Here is a 17562-nt window from a genome sequence, read left to right on the forward strand (position 1 = left end):
CCGTATCCACCTTCGGCGCCTCCCAGGCGCATTACGCTGACGACTCCCTGGTGAATCCCGTCCGCGACGGGGCCCTGATTCTCACAGCGCATCACACGATCACTGGCCGGCTCACCGGATCCTCCGCAGTCCGTGACGACTACCTGGCTAACGCATTCCACCTCGCCGAGCTCGCCGCCTGCGGGCAGCGAGCAGACGGACAGGCCCGAAGGATCCAGCCGTCAACGGTGACCTGGTCCTCGACCCGGTGCGCTTCACTTGCACCGCCGCGGGGATCGGACTGCTGGCCGCCCTCATCGCCTCGACCGAGGGCCTCTTACACCCCAGGGAGGTGGTCCGGACCGGTTAAGCAGGAGGCTTTCCCCACCAGCCGCCGACAATGTACTCGGGGATGAAGGTGCCCACCGCCTCGTGAGGGGTCTCGCGGGAGAGCACTTGCGCCGGGTGAGTGGCGTTGAGGATGGCACTGTGAGTGGGCAGGCACCGACGGGGAGAGACATGGGGCCACGCCGCGCACCCTCCCAAGGAGCCGTAGATGAAGCGTGCCACCATGGCCACCGCCTGTGCCTCCGTCCTGTTCGCCGCAGCCCTGACCGGGTGCTCCGACAGTACGAGCGACACATCGCAGGAGGCATACGGCTCCACTCCCAGTGCCTCGCCCTCGAAACCGGCCGCCGTCGACACGAAGTCCGTGGACAAGCTCGGCGCCATCCTCGTCGACGAGAAGGGCCGCACCCTCTACCTCTTCCTTGCCGACAAGAAGAACAAATCGAACTGCACGGGTGACTGCGCCAAAGCCTGGCCTCCGCTGCTCAGCAAGGGGAACGCCAAGGCCGGCAAGGGCGTCAACCAGAAACTTCTCGACATCACCAAACGCTCCGGCGGAGACCAGCAGGTCACGTACAACGGCCATCCCCTGTACTACTACACCGGCGACAAGAAGCCTGGCCAGACGAACGGCCAGGCCCTCGACCAGTTCGGCGCCGAGTGGTACGTCCTGGACGCCAAGGGCAAGCAGGTCGAGAGCTGAGCCAGTAGAACGGCATGAGTTCGCGCCAAGGCGAAGCCGACCGCAAAGCCTTCTCAACCAGTGTCGTGCTTGTCGTGCTGCTGCCTAGCGCGGTAGCTGTCGGGATCTACCTTTTCGGAACCCACCACACACCGCGCTACAGCAACGGGCTCTTCGGGGAGCACGGCAGCGCCGCAGTCGAACTCAAGGCCCAGCTCAGCACCGCCCTGCTCGGCTTCGCCATCATTCAGCTCGGCCTCGCCCTGTGGATGTACGGCCGCGTGCCCGGTACCCGCTCCTCGCCCCGACCGGTGCGCCGGGGACACCGCGCGCTCGGCTTTCTCAGCCTCCTCTTCTCGCTACCGATCTCCTACCACTGTCTTACTACCTACGGGATCGAGACGATGTCCCCGCGGGCCACGATCCACTCCTTCGCCGGATGCGCCCTCTACGGTGCGTTCGTAGCCAAACTGATCGTCGTGCGCAGCAGACGCCTGCCCGGCTGGCTGCTCCCAGCGGTGGGCGCCCTGCTCGTACTCGGCGTGGCCCTCCTCTGGTACACCGCCGCCCTGTGGGCCCTCAACGGCGACTCGGCACCAGGCTTCTCCTCCGTCTGAAACCCCCGCTCCGGGCACGCGGCGGCATTAGGTCGCCCCGTAATGGGGCTTTTCGTTCCACTTACCCATGCAAGGTCCAGGCCGGCAGCGCCCAGCCCTTGCCGAACCCATCGCCGCGACAGTCGGCCTCGTCGGCTTCTTCGTTGCCGCCATCGCCCTGGCCACAGACTACTGACGCTGCGGCACCTCCCCTCGACTCACTTGCCCGCCGTCCGAGGCACTCACCGATGAGCGCTGAACAGGTGATGTGCATCTCGCAGGGCCGCGCGTCACTGACGCAGTCGCCTTCTACAGGGGAACCTGAAACGGCTGCGCCCGGGCCGACCCCGTTTGGCGTCAGCACGCCGAAGCTCCCGGGGCGGAGCCGTCAAAGCAACGGCCCGGGAGCTCCGCATCACCGGCCCTGCCCCAGTCCCCGACGCGACGCCAACAAGATCCGCAGGCAGCACTGCGCCGGGCGCCGGTCCACACGGGACCCTGATGCCTGACCGAGAGGCGCCGCTGCGCCAGGCGCCACATGAACGACCACGATCGTCCGTCCAAGGCCCGCCGCAGAGTCACCCGGACTCCACAATCGCATCCCGCCCGGCGGTTGGGAGCACGGGCGGGTGCCGGAAGGAGGCTGCGGGTGATGCCCTCGTGGTCGTACTGGTGAGGGGCTGCCGGGGCACGGCCGAGGCCGTCCAGGGCGGGTCGGGGTGCCAGGACGATCACGCGGGCGCCCGTTTGCGAGGCGGTTTCCCTTTCCCGGCGGCCAGTGAGGGCCGCGACGGTCATCGTCTCGACGCCGGTGGAGAGGGTGGGCTTGATGACCGGTGCCAAGTACGGGGAGGGGTTGGAGGGGGCATTACGGTTGACCGTCCCGGGCCGCTGCGCCTTTGTAGACGTCTGCGGGTCGATGCCGCCGAGAACCGATAGCGGACGGGTGTGTCCGGCGCGGTTTCGAGGACGCCGCAGTCCTCGCTGCCGGTCGCCGGCCCGGGGTCGAAGACCTGAGGCTGGCCGGAGTGATCGCGGAAGGCGGCGAGGGTACGGGCCACGGCGGACTCGTCGTTCACCAGGCTGGGAAAGGTGTCGATCGGCTCGTAGTCGAGGCTCCGTGTGGCGCCGGCACCGCCGCCTTGCCTTCGACGATGCGCTTCACCGCGCTCGGGACCGTCTTGCGTACCGCTTCGTCGTACGTGCGGATGCCGGGTTTCAGCACGGCGGTGTCCGGGATGACGTTGCCCTTCGTCCCCGCGTTGAGGGCGCCCACGCTGACCACTGCGCTGTCGCCGCCGGCGATCTCGCGCGAGACCACGGTCAGCAGCCTCATCACGGTGGACACGGCCATCACCACCGGCTCGATCGCGGCCTCGGATCGGGAGCCGTAGGCACCCTTGCCGTGGAGGGCGGCCTTGAGCGCATCCGTGGCGGCGAGCGCGGGGCCTGCGTGGCAGCCGATCGTGCCGGCGGGAAAGGGGCCGGCATGCTGGCCGAGGACGATGTCCGGCTTGCCGGCCGTGTGCAAGAGCGCCGCCATCGACCATGGCCTGGGCCCCAAGCCGATCTCCTCCGCCGGCGGGAAGACTGCCGAGAGCCCTCCCCGGCCAGTGCGCTCTGCCCTAGGCCCGCAGGTCCAGCGCGCCCAGCGGGCAGTTGACGTTCATGTCGTGACAGCAGGCGTGCATCACGCCCGCAGTCTCGCTGGCGTACGGCAGACCGGTCTGTTCCATGACGGGAAGGCCGTCGAAGTCGGCGCGCAGCAGGAGCTGGGGGCCGTCGCCGTTGTCCAGGACACCGACGACGCCTGTGCGGCCGAGACCGGTGGTGACGTCCATTCAGCCCGCGCAGCCGATCGGGGCCGGCGGTGCGGGTCACCGCGAAGGAGAGTTCGGGTAGACAAATCCCGTTAGAGGTCCGCAAGGTCCTCCGCCCGGGCAGTCTCACGAGCAGAAGGGATGCTGCCGGGACGTCGCCGCTGTTGTCCGTGTCGCTCATGCGCTCATGTCCGGTGGGCCGTGCGGCCGTGTCCCGCGAACTGGGTCCTGCGGCACGCGCCTTCAACCGGACTTGTCGCAAAGCCGGAGCCAGGTGCCCACGCCTCTTAAGCTGACTCGCCCAGACGGTCTTCCCCCGTGCCTCGTCGCGTGTCCCCCAGCGGTGGCGAGGTGCATGACTAGGAAGAGGCGCCGGCCGCCCTCGACGGTCTCCACGGCCAGCCGCACGGTGGCCAGGTGCTGCCCCCGCCGGTGAACTCGGAACAGTTCCCGGTTGGTGGCCATCAGCACGCAAGGTCAGGGACTGCTTGCCATGGCGGACAGCGTCGGTGACACGTTCGCTGACGATGAGCTCTGTGGCATCGGTCAGTTCCGCAAGCCGCCAGCTGCCCGCTCGCCAGCTCCCGGGACGGTGCCTGCGAAGCGCGGCTCCGGCGGCGGTTCCCAGCAGGCCGCGGCGTCCCTGCAGGACCTGGCGCGGGCGAGGAGGAGGGCCGCGTCGTCGCCCTCGCGGCCGGGAGCGACGGCGTAGACGGCCTCGTCGCACAGGTCCTCGCAGCCCCCAGCCGGGGGCTGCGAGGACAAAACCGCCTTCGATACGCGTGCCGCCTCACAACGGCGTGATCGCGGGAATGTCCGGGCGCGGTCCGGAGGGCGGGGGGCGTGGGCCGCCGGGTATGAGGGTTTCCCCAGAGTTGCTGTCGGAGGGGTCTCCCTATCCCGGTCAGCAGGACGGTGTACCGGAACAGGGAGTCCTTCCACGGCCTGGTGACGCATACAGGCGTGCCGAATCCGGTGCCCTCCGTTTGTTCCAGACAACTTGGCAGCCATGTATCCGCGCTTGGTCCTGCGCCCGTGTGCACCTCTGCGGCCTGAGCCGACCTGGCACCCGGCGGGCAGCCGGTGGTAGACCGAGCCCTTTGTGGCATGGTGGCCGAGCCGGGTCAGTCTGTCGCGTAGGTGATCCGCTTCAGGTGGTAGAAGTCGGCCACGCAGGTGGCGGGCCACAGCTTGCGACCGTGGTTGCCGAAGGGGTCTCGCATGTGCCCCACGGACGCGGGGACATAGGGCAGTACTTCGGCGCCCTGTTGTGCGCCTTCCCGCAGGACCTGGTCCTGCTTGTCCCAGTGAGCTGCTCGGGCGGCCATGTCCCGCTCGAGTCCGAGCAGGGGAATGGCGAGCCCCACGCACGTGGCCACGCACAGCAGCGCAGCCCCAACCGTGAAAGCGGCGGCATATCCAGAGACGTCCCGCAGGGCTCTGCCAAGCAGGGCGCCGACTGCCGTGAGGAGCAGTACGTACACGAAGAGGTAGTCGTTCCAGGTGCGGGTGCCATACGTCATCAGGTTGTGGCGGAAGGCGGGCAGCGTGATGAGGGTGCAGAGGTATCCGGCCACCAGGAGGGCGGCCGCACCTGCCGCAGCGGGGAGGAATGGCCGACTGAGCTGGGGGCCGTCGGTGCGCGCGTCGGCAGCACGTAGCAGGACGCCGAGCAGTACGCCCACAGCCAGGGCGCCGAGGTAGGTCCAGGTGGTCACGACGGTTCCCAGGATGTCACTGAAAGTGCGCAGCGCGGCGCCGAGCGACTGAGGCTCGGTCATGGAGGTGGCACCGGTATTGAATCGGGAACGGCGTGCGCGGGAGCCGGGTGACGTGTAGAGGATGATTCCCGCCAGGAGCAGGGCGGCGAGCGCGACGCCGCACCAACGGCGGGTGCGGGTGCGTTCCAGTCCGGGCGGCGAGCGGAAGCTGAGGAGCAGCACGGTGCAGAGCAGGACGCCCGCGGTGATCGCGGTTCCTTCGGAAAGGGTGCCGATGAACAGGCCCGCCAGTGCGCAGACGCAGAGGGCGATCGTGTGTCCGCGGCGGGTCCGGGCGCGCAGGAACGGGATCACCGCCGCGGCGGCCAGGGCGGGGGCGAGTGTGTGGGAGACGGAGGAGGCGGGCCAGTAGTACGTCTTGTATGTGTTCGGGGTGGAGAAGAGGAATACCGCCACGATCATTGATGTGGTGAGCAGCGGGATGCCGCGTGGGGCGGTTCGCCCGGCACGCCGCAGGGCGGCGGCGACCAGCGCCCACACGGCCGCCAGGATCAGTACTCCGCTGACGGCGGCGAACCACTGGTGGCCAGCCACGCCGAAGGCCCCGTACGCCGCGACCATCAGAGCGTTCGCGATGCGTCCGTTGTCGTGGAGGTAGAACTTCCCGATCATCCCCGCGACCCCGTCGTCCCGCAGCACAGGCAGAAAGCACCAGTCGTCTCCGCCGGGCCGTACCAGCCGGCCGATCCACATCGCCGCGCCCAGCAGTCCCAGCGGGAAGACGGCCAGGACGGCCGCCCAGAAGGGAGCCCCGAACTTGCGTCCGGTTGCGCGACGGGTCTGCTGGGCCGCAGTGCCCGGGGGCCGTGGGGTTCCCGCCGCTTTCGGTGTTTCTGCGGTCATGCTGCTCGGTCCCCTTCGTTTCGATGCCGCTGTTTGCGTGCTGCGGTGTGGCGCGGCGTCTTGTCAGTCGCCAGTCGTTCCTGCTCGGGTGTCGGAGACCTGACCGGTCTCCGGTGCCAAGGAGGCGGCAGCACCCGAGGTAATGGCCCACCGAGCGACGAGGAAGGAGAACGGTGTCGCGAGGATCCCTGCTCCGAGCGCGGCGATGTTCTTTCCAATGCCGAGATGGCTCACACCGATATAGAGCAGGACACCGGAGAGTACGAGGTTGACGAGGCTCGACAGCGGATAGCGCAGGAAGGAGCGCCAAGTCGGCTTGATCCGCAGAGTGATGAACGAGTTGAGAAGGAAGGACCCAACGATGCTGATGCAGTATCCGATGACGTGGGAGGCCAGGTAGGGGATCCAGTGGTTGAGTGCCGCGTATACCGCCAGGTAGACGATGGTATTGACAACACCGATCACCGCAAAGGTGAAGAACTGGCGCAGGGTACGGAACCTCATCGGGCCGGAGGAACTCGAGGCGCTGCCCCGGGAGAGCACCGGCGGTTTCGGTGGGACCGGTGGATCCGGGTGGACACTTGATTCACGGATGAGGTAGTGCGGCCGGTTCTTCGTCTCACAGTAGATGCGCCCGACGTACTCGCCGACGATCCCGAGCGTGACGAGCTGGATTCCACCGAGGGCCACCACGGCTGTCAGCAGACTCGCGTACCCGGGAATTCCGACGCCGCCGCGCGCCACGCCCGCAACGATCCATGCAGCGTATGCCGCCGCGGTCAGGGCGAGCAGCAGACCGGCGTAGATGGCGAGGCGCAGCGGGCGACTGTTGAAGGAGAGCAGTCCGTCGATGCCGTAGTTGAGCAGGCGTCTGCCGCCCCATTTGGAACGCCCCGCCACTCGCTCGGCGTTGTGATAGGTGAAGCTGATGGTGTCGAAGCCGATCCAGGAGAAGATGCCCTTGGAGAAGCGGTTCGATTCGGGGAGGGTGAGCACGCTGTCCACGGCGCGGCGCGACAGCAACCGGAAGTCCCCTTCGCCGTCGACCACGGACACGTCCATGAAGTGACCCATGATGCGGTAATAGGAGCGGCTGAGGAACGACCTTACCAACCCCTCGCCCGCACGGTCTCGGCGGGCGACGACTTGGTCGTAGCCGTGCCGCTGCAACTCCAGCATGCGCGGTACGAGGTCGGGAGGGTGCTGAAGGTCGGCGTCCATGAGGACCACCGACTCACCGCGACTCATCCGCAGCCCGGCCAGCATCGCAGCCTCTTTACCGAAGTTGCGACTGAAAGCGATGAAGCGCACCCGTACATCGGTGGATGCCAAGGACGCCAGCCGAGTACGGGTGAGGTCCTCGCTGCCGTCGTCCACATAACAGACCTCGAAACTCTCGCCCGTCGGTTCGAGCACATCGACCAGCGTCCGATGGAAAACACCGACAGCCTGCTCCTCGTTAAAGCATGGCACCACGACGGAAAGTTGACAGTCCCTCACCCAACCCCCAACGGAAGCAGTCAAAAGGGCAATGAACCCGCATCCTATTCCCGCAGCATGGTAAAGCGTGCACGGAAGGAACGCGGCGAGGCGACGGATCGGGATCACGCGCAGCGCTCCAACTTCCGAACATCCGAAGAAAATATTAATGCCATGCAGATCGACCAAGGAAATCCTTGGGGAGCGCTGCCGCTGGAATGTCCGCCTCTTGCTGCGATTACATCCGGGATGTCATCCAGTACAGACATCAGAAGAAGAGTAGAAGCGCTATGGGGGAAGCCGAATGATAGACACTGGAGAGAGGAAGGGCCTTTAACAGGCCACTATCCAGCCATCGAAATCGCCGCGATTGATCCCGCCGGCCGAGCACCGCACGAGCCGTGGACAGGAAAAACTCTAATTGCGCACACGCCCGCATCAGCTCGGACGCCTTCTCGCGGCCTCGCTCACCGGCCTGACTCCGGAGAGCTCACCGGCAGCCCTCGTCTGAGGTCATGAACGCTCATCAGCCTCGCCTCATCGGTGGCACTGCACCGCCTCGGCTTGCTCACTGCTGCCCATACCTCTCCCGTCGCCGCTCACTGGGCGCACGGCGAGAGATCGGCGCAGGCCCTTCTTCCTGCCTATTTACCTGGCGCCTCTCGGAGCCATCGGTTGTCGGCAAGGAGGTCGGCCACGAGGGCGCAGGCCGTGCTGACAGCCTCGCGCTTATCGGCGACGACGGCATTTAGGGACGCCGTAGTCTGTGCGGGCATCCCGGTTACCGGCTGACCTGGACCGCGCTGGAAGTCGTCCTCGAAGGCAACTACTGAGATTGAACTCGTGGTGTCGTCATGCCGATCTCATGGTCAGGCCGGTCTCGGTGAGGCAGCCGTCGATGAGGTTGCTGCGGTACTGGATGTGCCGTAGGCCGCTCCGGACGGTGCGGATCAGATGTTCTGGCGTGGAGAAGGCGATGTTGGAGAGCCAGCCGCGACGTAGCAGGGACCAGATGCCCTCGACCGGATTGAGGTCGGGAGCGTAGGGCGGCAGGTAGAGGATGGTGAGCCAGTCCCGGGAGGCGGCGAACTCCCGCAGACCTTTGGCTTTGTGCACGTTGAGGTTGTCCCAGATGAGGACGATCGGACCGCCGAGCTGCTGGTGGGCTGCGATCAGAAGATCGCGGTAGTCGCGCCAGGAGAAGCTCTTGCGCTCGTCGCGCCGGCCGTCGTCTCGTCGCGGCCGGTAGATCAGCCGGGATCGGTGGCCCGGTTTGTAACAGGTCAGCGCGGCGATCGATATGCGTCTGCGAGAGCGGCCACGGACCCGCACCACCGGGGTCCGGCCGCGCTGGGACCAGGTCCTTGCCTGCGACGGCGTCATGGAGAAGCCAGCCTCGTCCTCGAAGACCAGCCAGGCTCCACGAGCCGCCGCTAGCCTTCCGCGCGGCGCCACACCTCCTTGACCCACCCGGCCACCGCGTCGTCATCGCGCTCCATGGCACGACGGGCCGGAACCTGGCAGGACCAGCCGTTACGCACCAACAGCTTGCGTACACCCTGGATCGTGTAAGTGAGGTGGAAGCGCCGTCCGATCACCGTCTTCACACGGCTCAGAGTCCAGCGCTGGTCCTCCCAGCCGTGCGCGGCCGGCCCCTTGGCCAGCTCCGACTCCAACTGGGCGAACTGCTTCTCGTTCAGACGCGGCAGTGATGCCGGCCCCTGCGATCGCAGGGATCGCGGTCCGCCCTCGGCCCACGCCTGACGCCACCGCTGGACCGATCGGACGCTGACCCGCAGATCCCTGGCGATCGCCGAACTGCCCTCGCCCCGGGCGAAACGCACCGCCGCTTGAAGCCGTAACTCCTCGCGCTTGCACTGCCGTTCAGCGGTCAGCCCGCCACCCTGTGGATACCTCATCCCTCGGTGATACCGCAGGCAGACACCACACGTCAGCCCCTATGACTTCACGAGTTCAATCTCAGTACCACCCCCGGCCCGGCGGCTTCAGCTACGGCAGCGCGCTGGAGGAGTCCTTCGCGACGGTCTGGGAAGGCGCGCTGCGCCGACAGCTGCGCAGCCAGCTCCCGGTGATCTGCCCCAAGGTGTGCGACCCGTTCAAGAACCGGTCGAACCGTCTTCTGGCAGAAGCGAAGCAGGTCGCGGCGACCAGCGGGATCGATCATTTGGAGGGGCAGGTGGCCGACTTGGTCAACGGCGGCGCCTACCTGATCGAGAGGTGACATCCGTGCAGGACAGCCTGTCGGTCAACGATCTGGACGACTGGGCACGACGCCCCTCCACTTCCCTTCGCCGAGACCGTTTCGGCCTCGAGAGGGCTGGGGTTGAGATCCTCGCTCCGTCACCGGTCGTCGACTACGTGGCGTGGTACACCGAAGGCTTCTTCGAGCGAGGAGATTCCCCGGCCAGAGCACGGCTTGTCATTCATGACGCGCACCCGGAACGGATCGGCTCGGCCAAGGACGCCCGGCTCACACCTCCCCTGCGCCGAGCGATGCTGCCCACCGCACCGGACACGGTCTGCTTCGTGGATGACACGCACTCGACGGTCCATCTGTTCCTGGCGGCAGCCACCAGGGACGAGCCCAAGCTGGTGGCGGTCCGGATACTGCGCGCGCTCGTACTTCGCGCACTCCTCGGGGACGGCTGCCCGTTCTTCCACGCGGCGTGTTTCACGCTGCACGGGGTGGGCGTGGCCTTGGTCGGGAGGCGGATGGCCGGCAAGACGACGCTGCTGCTGCACTGCCTGGACAGCCTCGAAGCCGTACTCGTGGGCAACGACAAGTTCGCCCTCGTCCAGGACGCCGACTCGGACGCCGACGACGCTCTCGGCTTCCCCATTCAGATCGGGATCCGTGCGGGCAGCGTACTGGCCCTGGGCGACGGCCCACTGCGGACCTCTCTCACGCGCCGGTGGTCGCAGCGGTTCGGCGGCGTCGAAGCCCACCGCGATGACTTGGAGACGCGTCTGGGGATACGCCCGCAGGAGTTGGCCGCCGCGGCAGACAGCACGGTGACGCCTCGGTGTCGTCTCGGCCTGGCCATCGAACCGTACGTTGATTCAGAGGCGGTCACACCGCGTCTGGAGAGGCTCAGCGATGACGAACGCCGGACGCTGTGGACGCACAACCTGCTGCGCCGTCCAGCCGACGTCTTCCCCCAGCAGGCTGCCTTGGCCTGGACAGCGAGCGAGACCGAGCTGCGGATTCCGCAGGTTCCCGCGTACCGGCTGATCCAACCGCCGGCCGCGGGCCCGCTGACGAGCCGAGTGATCGAAGACCTGGTATGCCGCGTGTCGGTGGAGGGATAAGGAAGATGCGCATTCTCGGAATCGCCAGCGATCTGCACATCTCCTCGGCCGCGCTGATCGAGGACGGACACGTGGTGGCGGCAGCGGCGGAAGAACGCTTCACCCGGCGCAAGCACTCGCGCGACTTCCCCGCCCGCGCGATCGAGTACTGCCTGTCCACCGTCCCAGACGGTCTGCGTGGCGTGGACCGGATCGCGGTGAGCACGAACCCGACGATCGACTTGAGCGTGCCCGACGGCCGCTATGCCGGACGCGCACGCTGGCATCCCGAAGGGCTCTACTCGATCCCGAACAACCTCGCCGCTCTGCTGGACGCGCCGTATCAAGGGTGTGCCACGCAGATCCTGCAGACTCCCGGTGAGCCGCTGACCATCGACTACGTCTACCACCATGACGCACACGCGGCGAACGCCTTCTTCCTCTCCCCCTTCGAGTCGGCCGCCGTACTGACCGTCGATGGCCGGGGCGAGGACTGCACCGCGCTGCGCGCCGTCGGGAACCGCAACTCCTTCACCACGATGGACACCATCCCCTACCCCCACTCGGTAGGGCTGCTGTACGGAGCGGTCACCCAGTATCTGGGCTTCCGGATCGACCGGGACGAGTGGAAGGTGATGGGGCTGGCCGCCTACGGAGACCCCAGCAGCAGCGCCTACAAGCTGCTCCGGGACCTCGTCGACTTCAAGGACGGCACGATCCGCCTCGACCTCAACTACTTCGGCTACTACCTTCGTCCCTCGCGCGGTGCCGTGAGCGAGGCGTTCGTCCACCGCTTCGGGCCGCCGCGCTGGCCGGACGAACCCATCACCGCCCGGCACCATGACATCGCCGCGGCCGTCCAGCATGTGCTGGAGGACGCCCTCCAGTACCTTCTCACCGACCTGCACCAGAAGACAGGGATGAGGAGGGTTGCCGTGGGCGGAGGGACGTTCATGAATTCCGTCTTCAACGGGAAGATCACGTCCTCGACGCCGTTCGACGAGGTCTTCATCTCAAGCTGCCCCGACGACAGCGGCACCTCTATCGGCGCGGCCCTGTACGCGCACTGCGTCCTGTCTGAGGGCGAGCGCGGTCCGGCTATGGAGCACAACTACTACGGCCCCTCCTTTGAGCAGACCGCGATCGACGAGGCACTGTCCCGGGCCAAGCTCCGCGCACCGGCTGTGGACGACCCGGCCGATGCCGCTGCACACGCTCTGGCCGAGGGGAAGATCACCGGCTGGTTCCAGGGAAGCATGGAACTCGGGCAGCGCGCGATGGGGAACCGCTCCATCCTCGCTGATCCCCGCAGCGTGGGCATGCGTGACCAGGTGAACAACGCAGTGAAGTTCCGTGAGCCATGGCGGCCCTTCGCCCCGGCCGTACTCGCCGAGGATTTCGCCATCTACTTCGGCCCGGAACCGGCGGTGTACTTCATGGAGCGCACGCTGCCGGTGCGGGACGAGGCGCGGAGCCTCATCCCGGCCGCGGTCCACGTCGACGGCACCGCCAGGCCGCAGACCGTGACCGTGGACACCAATCCGCTCTTCCACCGGCTGATCACGAGATTCCGTGACCGCACGGGCGTCGGCGCGGTCCTCAACACCTCGTTCAACCTGGCAGAGGAACCGATCGTGTGCAGCCCCCAGGACGCGATCCGCACCTTCTATTCTTCGGGACTGGACGTCCTCGTCATGGGGAATCGGGTGCTGACGAAGTGACGACGACGATGGGCGCGACGGAGCTGTCCGCGTGCCTGAGCCAGTACGGATTGCAGGCGAGCGGACCTGCCCGGCTGCTTCCCGCTGGGCATGTCGGACAGTCCGTCGTGGTTCCCACGGCCCATGGGCTGCTCGTCGTCAAACGGTTCAATCGGCGGTTCGACCCGGCACGCGTTCAACTCGCGGCTCAGGCACACCAGCACGCGGCCCGGGCCGGCCTCGCCCCGCCCCTGCGGCTCACGCGAGATGGCCGATGGACCGCCCAGGTCGCCGACGCCACGTACACCGTGGCCGAGTACGTCGATCAGGCGGAGCGGGCTGAGCCGGCTGCCTTTGCCTCCGCGCTCGCCGACCTGCACAACCACTTCGAAGACTTCAGCCCGCAGAGCCCTTGCGCCGACTTCCTTCAGCTGCCCGACCCTCCCGCAGTAGACCTGGAGCGGATCCGGCGGCAGACTGACGATGCAGCCAGCCGGGAAGCGATCGACTGGCGGATCAAGATCCTCGCGGAGTTCGGGCTCGACGCGCAGTCGCTGGCTGTCATGCCCCGAAGCTGGGTGCACGGCGACGCACGTCCGGACAACCTGCTCATCACGCGCAGCCCGGACCGTTGCCTGTTCATCGACTTCGATCAAGTCTCCCGCTTCCCGCGGCCCTATGAGATCGTCCGGGCCTTCATGGCCTGCATCAGCCCACGCCTGTCCGCGCACCTGCTGGGCTCGACGTTCCGGGATTATCTGAACGCCTATCAGGCCGTCGCTCCGATCCCCGCGACGGACCGGTCAATCATGATCGACCTCTACCTCACCGTTCAGGCGGCGGAGACGCGCACCTTCACCACGCCCGAGGGCGAGATCCGCGGCATGCCGGCATTCGCGCGGGCCCGCCACCAGCAGTTGACCTGGATCATCGAGCACAGCGGCCTCCTACGCGGGGTCGCCAAGGAGGTTCAGCCGTGACCACCCTCGCCCTCTACGGCGGGCCGCCCATACGGACCCGCGCCTTCCAGCCCTGGCCGCAGTCCGACCAGAGGGAGCTCGGTGCGCTTGCCGGTGTCCTCGCCAGCCGCCGGTGGGGCGGGATCCACAGCGGATCGCAAGGTGAGGCGTTCGAAAGGGCGCTCGGCGAGTACCTCGGTGTGCCGCACGTGGCGGTGGTCTCGAGCGGCACTGCCGGGCTGATGATCGCCCTGAGAGCTCTGGGAGTCCGGGCCGGTGACGAGGTCGTCGTCCCCGCCATGACCTATGTGGCGACGGCCACCGCGGTGTCCGTGCTCGGCGCCGTGCCGGTGTTCGCGGACATCGCCCCTGATACCCACACGATCGACCCCTCGTCCGTGGAAGCCGCGATCAGTGAGAAGACGAAGGCGATCATCGCAGTTCACCTGGGCGGGCACCCGGCAGACATGGACCGTCTCGGGCGGATCGCCGCCGAACGTGGTGTCCCGATCGTCGAGGACTGCGCCCAGTCTCTCGGCGCGACCTGGAACGGCGCTCACACCGGTTCGCTGGGCAGGGTCGGCGTGTTCAGCTTCGCCAGTACGAAGAGCATCTCCGCCGGCGAGGGTGGAGCGGTCGTCACGCGGGACAGTGGGCTCGCAGCACGTATCGCATCGCTACGCGATCACGGCCGTCCCCTCGGCGTCGCCGGTCACCACCCCGAACTGGGCTGGAACCTGCGGCTCAGCGAGTTCCAGTCCGCCGTACTGGGCGTCCAGCTTGAACGCCTGGACTACCAGCTCGCAGCGAAGACGAAGGGCGCGGCCTTCCTCACCAGCGCGCTGTCCGGCGTGCCGGGGTTGCGGCCTGTGCCCGCCGATCTCGACTCACGGGTATCCAGACACGGCCGGTTCTCTCTGGCGTTCACTCTCGATGCCGAAGCGTTCGGCAACTGTCAACGCCTCGCGAAAACTGACCCTTTGCGGGTCCCGGAAAGTTGACCCCGATCTTCGTTACCCGGGACGGTCGTCCCCGGGTTAAGGCTCGGCGAGTTCTTCCAACTGCTGGACGACGCGCTCGATCGGCGCGGTGGCGTCGATCTCGGCGGTCGCGGTCGCCCTCAGTAGTGGCTCGACGGTGGCCAGGTAGTCCATGACGGCGTCACGTTCTTCGGGCCGCTTGCCGTATGGGTTGTTGGTCCGTGCTGCGATGCGGGTCAGCAGCACTTCCGCGGGAGCGCTGAGGAGCACAATGTGGTCGAACAGCGGATAGAACTGTCCTTGGTTGGTCTTGCAGCCGGCGACGAACAGGGTGCTGGTGCCATGGCCGGTGAGGAGGTCGGTGATGGCCTGATCGCGCCAGATCCAGTCGGTGGACCCGTCTGGCAGCGTCACCCACTGGCTCCAGGTATCTGTGTCGGTGTCGACCGTGCGGTGCCCGCGCGAGTGCAGGTGCTCCAGTGCCGTCGATTTGCCGGTTCCCGACATGCCGGTGATCAAGACCTTCGTCATGCTCTGAGGCTATGGGAGTTGCCGCAGCGGCCGTGGTCAGCCGTGACCCGCGCGGTTCTCCTTGGCCAGCAGCTCGCGCCGCTGGCGGGTTCGGTAGGAATCGCCGGTGAGGGTCAGGACCTCGGCGTGGTGGACGAGGCGGTCGATCATCGCGGCGGCCACGACGTCGTCGGAGAAGGTCTCTCCCCACCGTCCGAACGGCAGGTTCGAGGTGACCATGATCGAGCCCTGTTCGTAGCGGGATGCGACAAGCTGGAAGAACAGGTTCGCCGCGTCCTGATCGAACGGGATGTAGCCGACCTCATCAATAATGATCAGCTTGTAGCGGCGGATCTTCTTCAGCTCGGCCTCCAGCCTGCCGGCCTGGTGCGCGGTGGCCAGCCGGGCGATCCAGTTGCTGGCGGTGTCGAACAGCACCGAGTAGCCGGCGTGCGCGGCCTTCACCCCGAGTCCGATCGCCAGGTGGGTCTTGCCCAAGCCTGGCGGCCCCAGCAGGATCACGTTCTCGGCCTTCGCCACGAAGGTGCCGGTCGCCAGATGCGCCAGCACGTCGCGGCGCAGTGAGGGCAGGTGGTCGAGGTTGAAGTCCTCCAGGGTCTTGACCTGCGGGAAGTGGGCGGTGCGGATGCGCATCACCGTGCCCTTGGACTCCCGGTCGGCGACCTGGCGCTGCAGCAGCGCGGCGAGGTACTCCTCGTGGGACCAGTTCTGGTCTCGGGCCTGCTCGGCCAACTCCTCCCAGAACGCGCCGATCGTCGGGGTCTTCAGCACCCGCGTCAGGTAGGCGATCATCGACGGCATCCCGTCCTTGGTTCCGCTCGTGATGCCGGGTTTCGCCTTGGTGGTTGTCACTGCGTGCTCGCTTTCTGTGATGGATGGGTGAAGTCGACCCCGAACAGAGCGTCGTAGTCCGGCAGCGACCGCAGCGCGACGGCATGGCCGTCGGTGTGGAAGCGGGTGGCGGCCGCGCGGCGTTGCCGGTCGTGGGCCAGGGCCGCGCGCATCGCCGCGGCGGTGGCGGCGTGGGCCGGGTCGGTCACCGTCTGGGCCTTTGCCCACGACCTGGTATGCCGGGCCACGATCTGGCCGTCGCAGAACGCGGTGACGGTGTCTGCGGTTGCGGTGACGTCGACGAGTTTGCCGATCACCCGCGGGTCCACGGAGTAGTCGACGGTGTCCAGCCGGACGTAGTAGTCCCGACCCAGACGGATCCGGTGGCTCAGTCCGACGGCCGGGCCGACCGGCGGCAGCGGGGTCATCGACCGGTAGTCGGTCGCCAGCAGGTCCACCGGCCGCCCGGTGATCGAGCGGACGGTGCGGGCGTTGGCCTTCATGAGCCAGTCGGTCAACTGCTCGTTGAAGTCCGAGGGCGAGGCGAACCGTCGGCCGGGCAGGAAACTGGTCTCCAGGAACTGGTTGTTCCGCTCCACCATGCCCTTGAACTCCGGATCCCGCGGCGGCGCCAGTCTGATCTGTGTCGCCAGGGTCCCGGCGAACGTCGCAGCCGGCACCGACACCTTCCCGGTCCCGCCGATCGCCGACTCCCGGTCCCAGACCAGCGTCTTGGTGACGCGGCCGATCCCGGAGATCCCCAGCCACATCCCGGCCAGGATGTCCCCGGCCTGACGGGACGGGATCATCGTCGCGGTGGTGAACCGGGAGAACCCGAGCGTCATCACCAGCACCGGCAGCATCCGCTCCTGGCCGGCCGTGACCGGGATCCGCGTCTCGGGGAACCACAGGTCGCACTGCGTGATCTGGCCCGGCTCGTAGACCGTGCGGTCAGCCGGATCGATGCCGACGTACTCCGGCCGGATGGCCGCCAGCTTCTTCTTCAACGGAGACAACGAGTACGGCCAGCCGATCCGCTCGGCGACCACCGGTGCGGGCATCCGCGGGTAGTCGTGCAGCAGCGCCCGGATCTGCGGCTCGAACTCGTCGGCCACCGATCCGCGAGCGGGCCTCTCGTACTTCGGCGGCCGGTCGGACGCCAGCGCCGCCCGTACGGTGTTGCGGGCCACACCCATCCGACGGGCTATCTCCTTGATGGGCACACCCTCAGCTCGATGCAGCCGGCGTATCTCTGCCCAGTCCTCCACTTTCAGCACCTCCCTAGCGTCGGGGGGTCAACTTTCAAGGATCGCTAGGGGGTCAGTTTTCACGAACCGGCGACACAGCTGCCTCGAACAGCAGACCCTGCCGCGACGCTTCCACCTGGATATCGTCCGCACGCACCTGGAGAAGACCGAGCGGCATGGCCGCTGCCGCCGACTGCCGTACGTTCGTGAGGGGGAGCACACCCGCGGTATCTATCGGTTTCAGCTGGAGTGCAGCGGCTGGCACGCGGCCAGTCTCTGGACCAAGGACGTCACGGCGTCCGAGGTCACGACGCTCGTACGGGATTTCGTCGACACGGTCCTTACAGCGCGGGAAGACCGGCCTTCTCCCGCTCCGGCCCAAGGCACGGAGTGACCGCTTTACGGGGGCGACCTTGCCACCACGCTACGTGCGTGGCCTATGCCTTGCAGGGATGCGCCTGACAGCTGGGGCCGGTA

At 67.3% G+C, this 17562-nt stretch carries 16 protein-coding genes; 7 read left to right on the plus strand and 9 right to left on the minus strand.

Annotated elements, in window-relative coordinates:
• The first annotated feature begins 535 nt into the window (after positions 1–535).
• Positions 536–1030: a hypothetical protein gene (locus tag ABZ565_RS29020; protein WP_361033139.1), complete on the plus strand. Its 495-nt coding sequence runs from the start codon at positions 536–538 to the stop codon at positions 1028–1030.
• 74 nt (positions 1031–1104) lie between these two features.
• Entirely contained in the window at positions 1105–1626 is a 522-nt protein-coding gene (locus ABZ565_RS29025; protein ID WP_361033142.1) for a DUF6529 family protein, read from the plus strand.
• Positions 1627–2680: 1054 nt separating this feature from the next.
• On the opposite strand, the gene ABZ565_RS29030 is transcribed toward ABZ565_RS29025, so the two are convergent.
• The 6 genes from ABZ565_RS29030 to ABZ565_RS29055 form a co-directional block, all read right to left on the minus strand.
• Positions 2681–3169, minus strand: coding sequence for a hypothetical protein (locus ABZ565_RS29030; protein WP_361033145.1), 489 nt, complete (start codon positions 3167–3169; stop codon positions 2681–2683).
• Between the two features lie 61 nt (positions 3170–3230).
• Complete coding sequence (locus tag ABZ565_RS29035; RefSeq protein ID WP_361033148.1) at positions 3231–3446, minus strand: M20/M25/M40 family metallo-hydrolase; 216 nt, start codon at positions 3444–3446, stop codon at positions 3231–3233.
• A 1103-nt stretch (positions 3447–4549) separates the two neighbouring features.
• Positions 4550–6049 (minus strand): DUF6056 family protein, encoded by a 1500-nt coding sequence (locus ABZ565_RS29040; protein WP_361033151.1) that lies wholly within the window; start codon positions 6047–6049, stop codon positions 4550–4552.
• Between the two features lie 63 nt (positions 6050–6112).
• The gene (locus tag ABZ565_RS29045; protein ID WP_361033320.1) at positions 6113–7549 is read right to left on the minus strand and encodes a glycosyltransferase; all 1437 of its coding nucleotides are present in this window, start codon (positions 7547–7549) and stop codon (positions 6113–6115) included.
• Between the two features lie 831 nt (positions 7550–8380).
• Entirely contained in the window at positions 8381–8911 is a 531-nt protein-coding gene (locus ABZ565_RS29050) for a transposase (RefSeq protein WP_361033323.1), read from the minus strand.
• A 50-nt stretch (positions 8912–8961) separates the two neighbouring features.
• The gene (locus ABZ565_RS29055; protein ID WP_361033154.1) at positions 8962–9447 is read right to left on the minus strand and encodes a winged helix-turn-helix domain-containing protein; all 486 of its coding nucleotides are present in this window, start codon (positions 9445–9447) and stop codon (positions 8962–8964) included.
• A gap of 41 nt (positions 9448–9488) precedes the next feature.
• Here ABZ565_RS29055 and ABZ565_RS29060 point away from each other — a divergent pair, with 41 nt between their 5' ends.
• The 5 genes from ABZ565_RS29060 to ABZ565_RS29080 are packed head-to-tail and all read left to right on the plus strand — an operon-like array spanning position 9489 to position 14497.
• Entirely contained in the window at positions 9489–9770 is a 282-nt protein-coding gene (locus ABZ565_RS29060) for a hypothetical protein (RefSeq protein WP_361033157.1), read from the plus strand.
• Between the two features lie 5 nt (positions 9771–9775).
• Positions 9776–10858 carry a hypothetical protein gene (locus tag ABZ565_RS29065; RefSeq protein WP_361033160.1) on the plus strand — a complete coding sequence of 361 codons (1083 nt, stop codon included), beginning with the start codon at positions 9776–9778 and terminating at the stop codon, positions 10856–10858.
• A gap of 5 nt (positions 10859–10863) precedes the next feature.
• A complete protein-coding gene (locus tag ABZ565_RS29070; protein WP_361033163.1) occupies positions 10864–12558 on the plus strand; it encodes a carbamoyltransferase C-terminal domain-containing protein in 1695 nt (564 codons plus the stop codon).
• Positions 12555–13517, plus strand: coding sequence for a phosphotransferase (locus tag ABZ565_RS29075; protein WP_361033165.1), 963 nt, complete (start codon positions 12555–12557; stop codon positions 13515–13517). The genes ABZ565_RS29070 and ABZ565_RS29075 overlap by 4 nt, the downstream gene beginning before the upstream one ends.
• Positions 13514–14497, plus strand: a complete 984-nt coding sequence (locus ABZ565_RS29080; RefSeq protein WP_361033168.1) for a DegT/DnrJ/EryC1/StrS family aminotransferase — start codon at positions 13514–13516, stop codon at positions 14495–14497. The genes ABZ565_RS29075 and ABZ565_RS29080 overlap by 4 nt, the downstream gene beginning before the upstream one ends.
• A gap of 36 nt (positions 14498–14533) precedes the next feature.
• Here the strand turns inward: ABZ565_RS29080 and ABZ565_RS29085 are convergent, their stop codons facing one another.
• The 3 genes from ABZ565_RS29085 to istA are packed head-to-tail and all read right to left on the minus strand — an operon-like array spanning position 14534 to position 17115.
• Positions 14534–15007 carry an AAA family ATPase gene (locus ABZ565_RS29085; RefSeq protein WP_361033171.1) on the minus strand — a complete coding sequence of 158 codons (474 nt, stop codon included), beginning with the start codon at positions 15005–15007 and terminating at the stop codon, positions 14534–14536.
• A gap of 36 nt (positions 15008–15043) precedes the next feature.
• Positions 15044–15859, minus strand: a complete 816-nt coding sequence (istB, locus tag ABZ565_RS29090) for an IS21-like element helper ATPase IstB (protein ID WP_361033174.1) — start codon at positions 15857–15859, stop codon at positions 15044–15046.
• Positions 15856–17115: an IS21 family transposase gene (istA, locus tag ABZ565_RS29095; RefSeq protein WP_361033177.1), complete on the minus strand. Its 1260-nt coding sequence runs from the start codon at positions 17113–17115 to the stop codon at positions 15856–15858. The genes istB and istA overlap by 4 nt, the downstream gene beginning before the upstream one ends.
• Positions 17116–17562 lie beyond the last annotated feature (447 nt).

The sequence above is a fragment of the Streptomyces sp. NPDC016469 genome (assembly GCF_040632905.1).
Classification (GTDB): Bacteria; Actinomycetota; Actinomycetes; order Streptomycetales; family Streptomycetaceae; genus Streptomyces.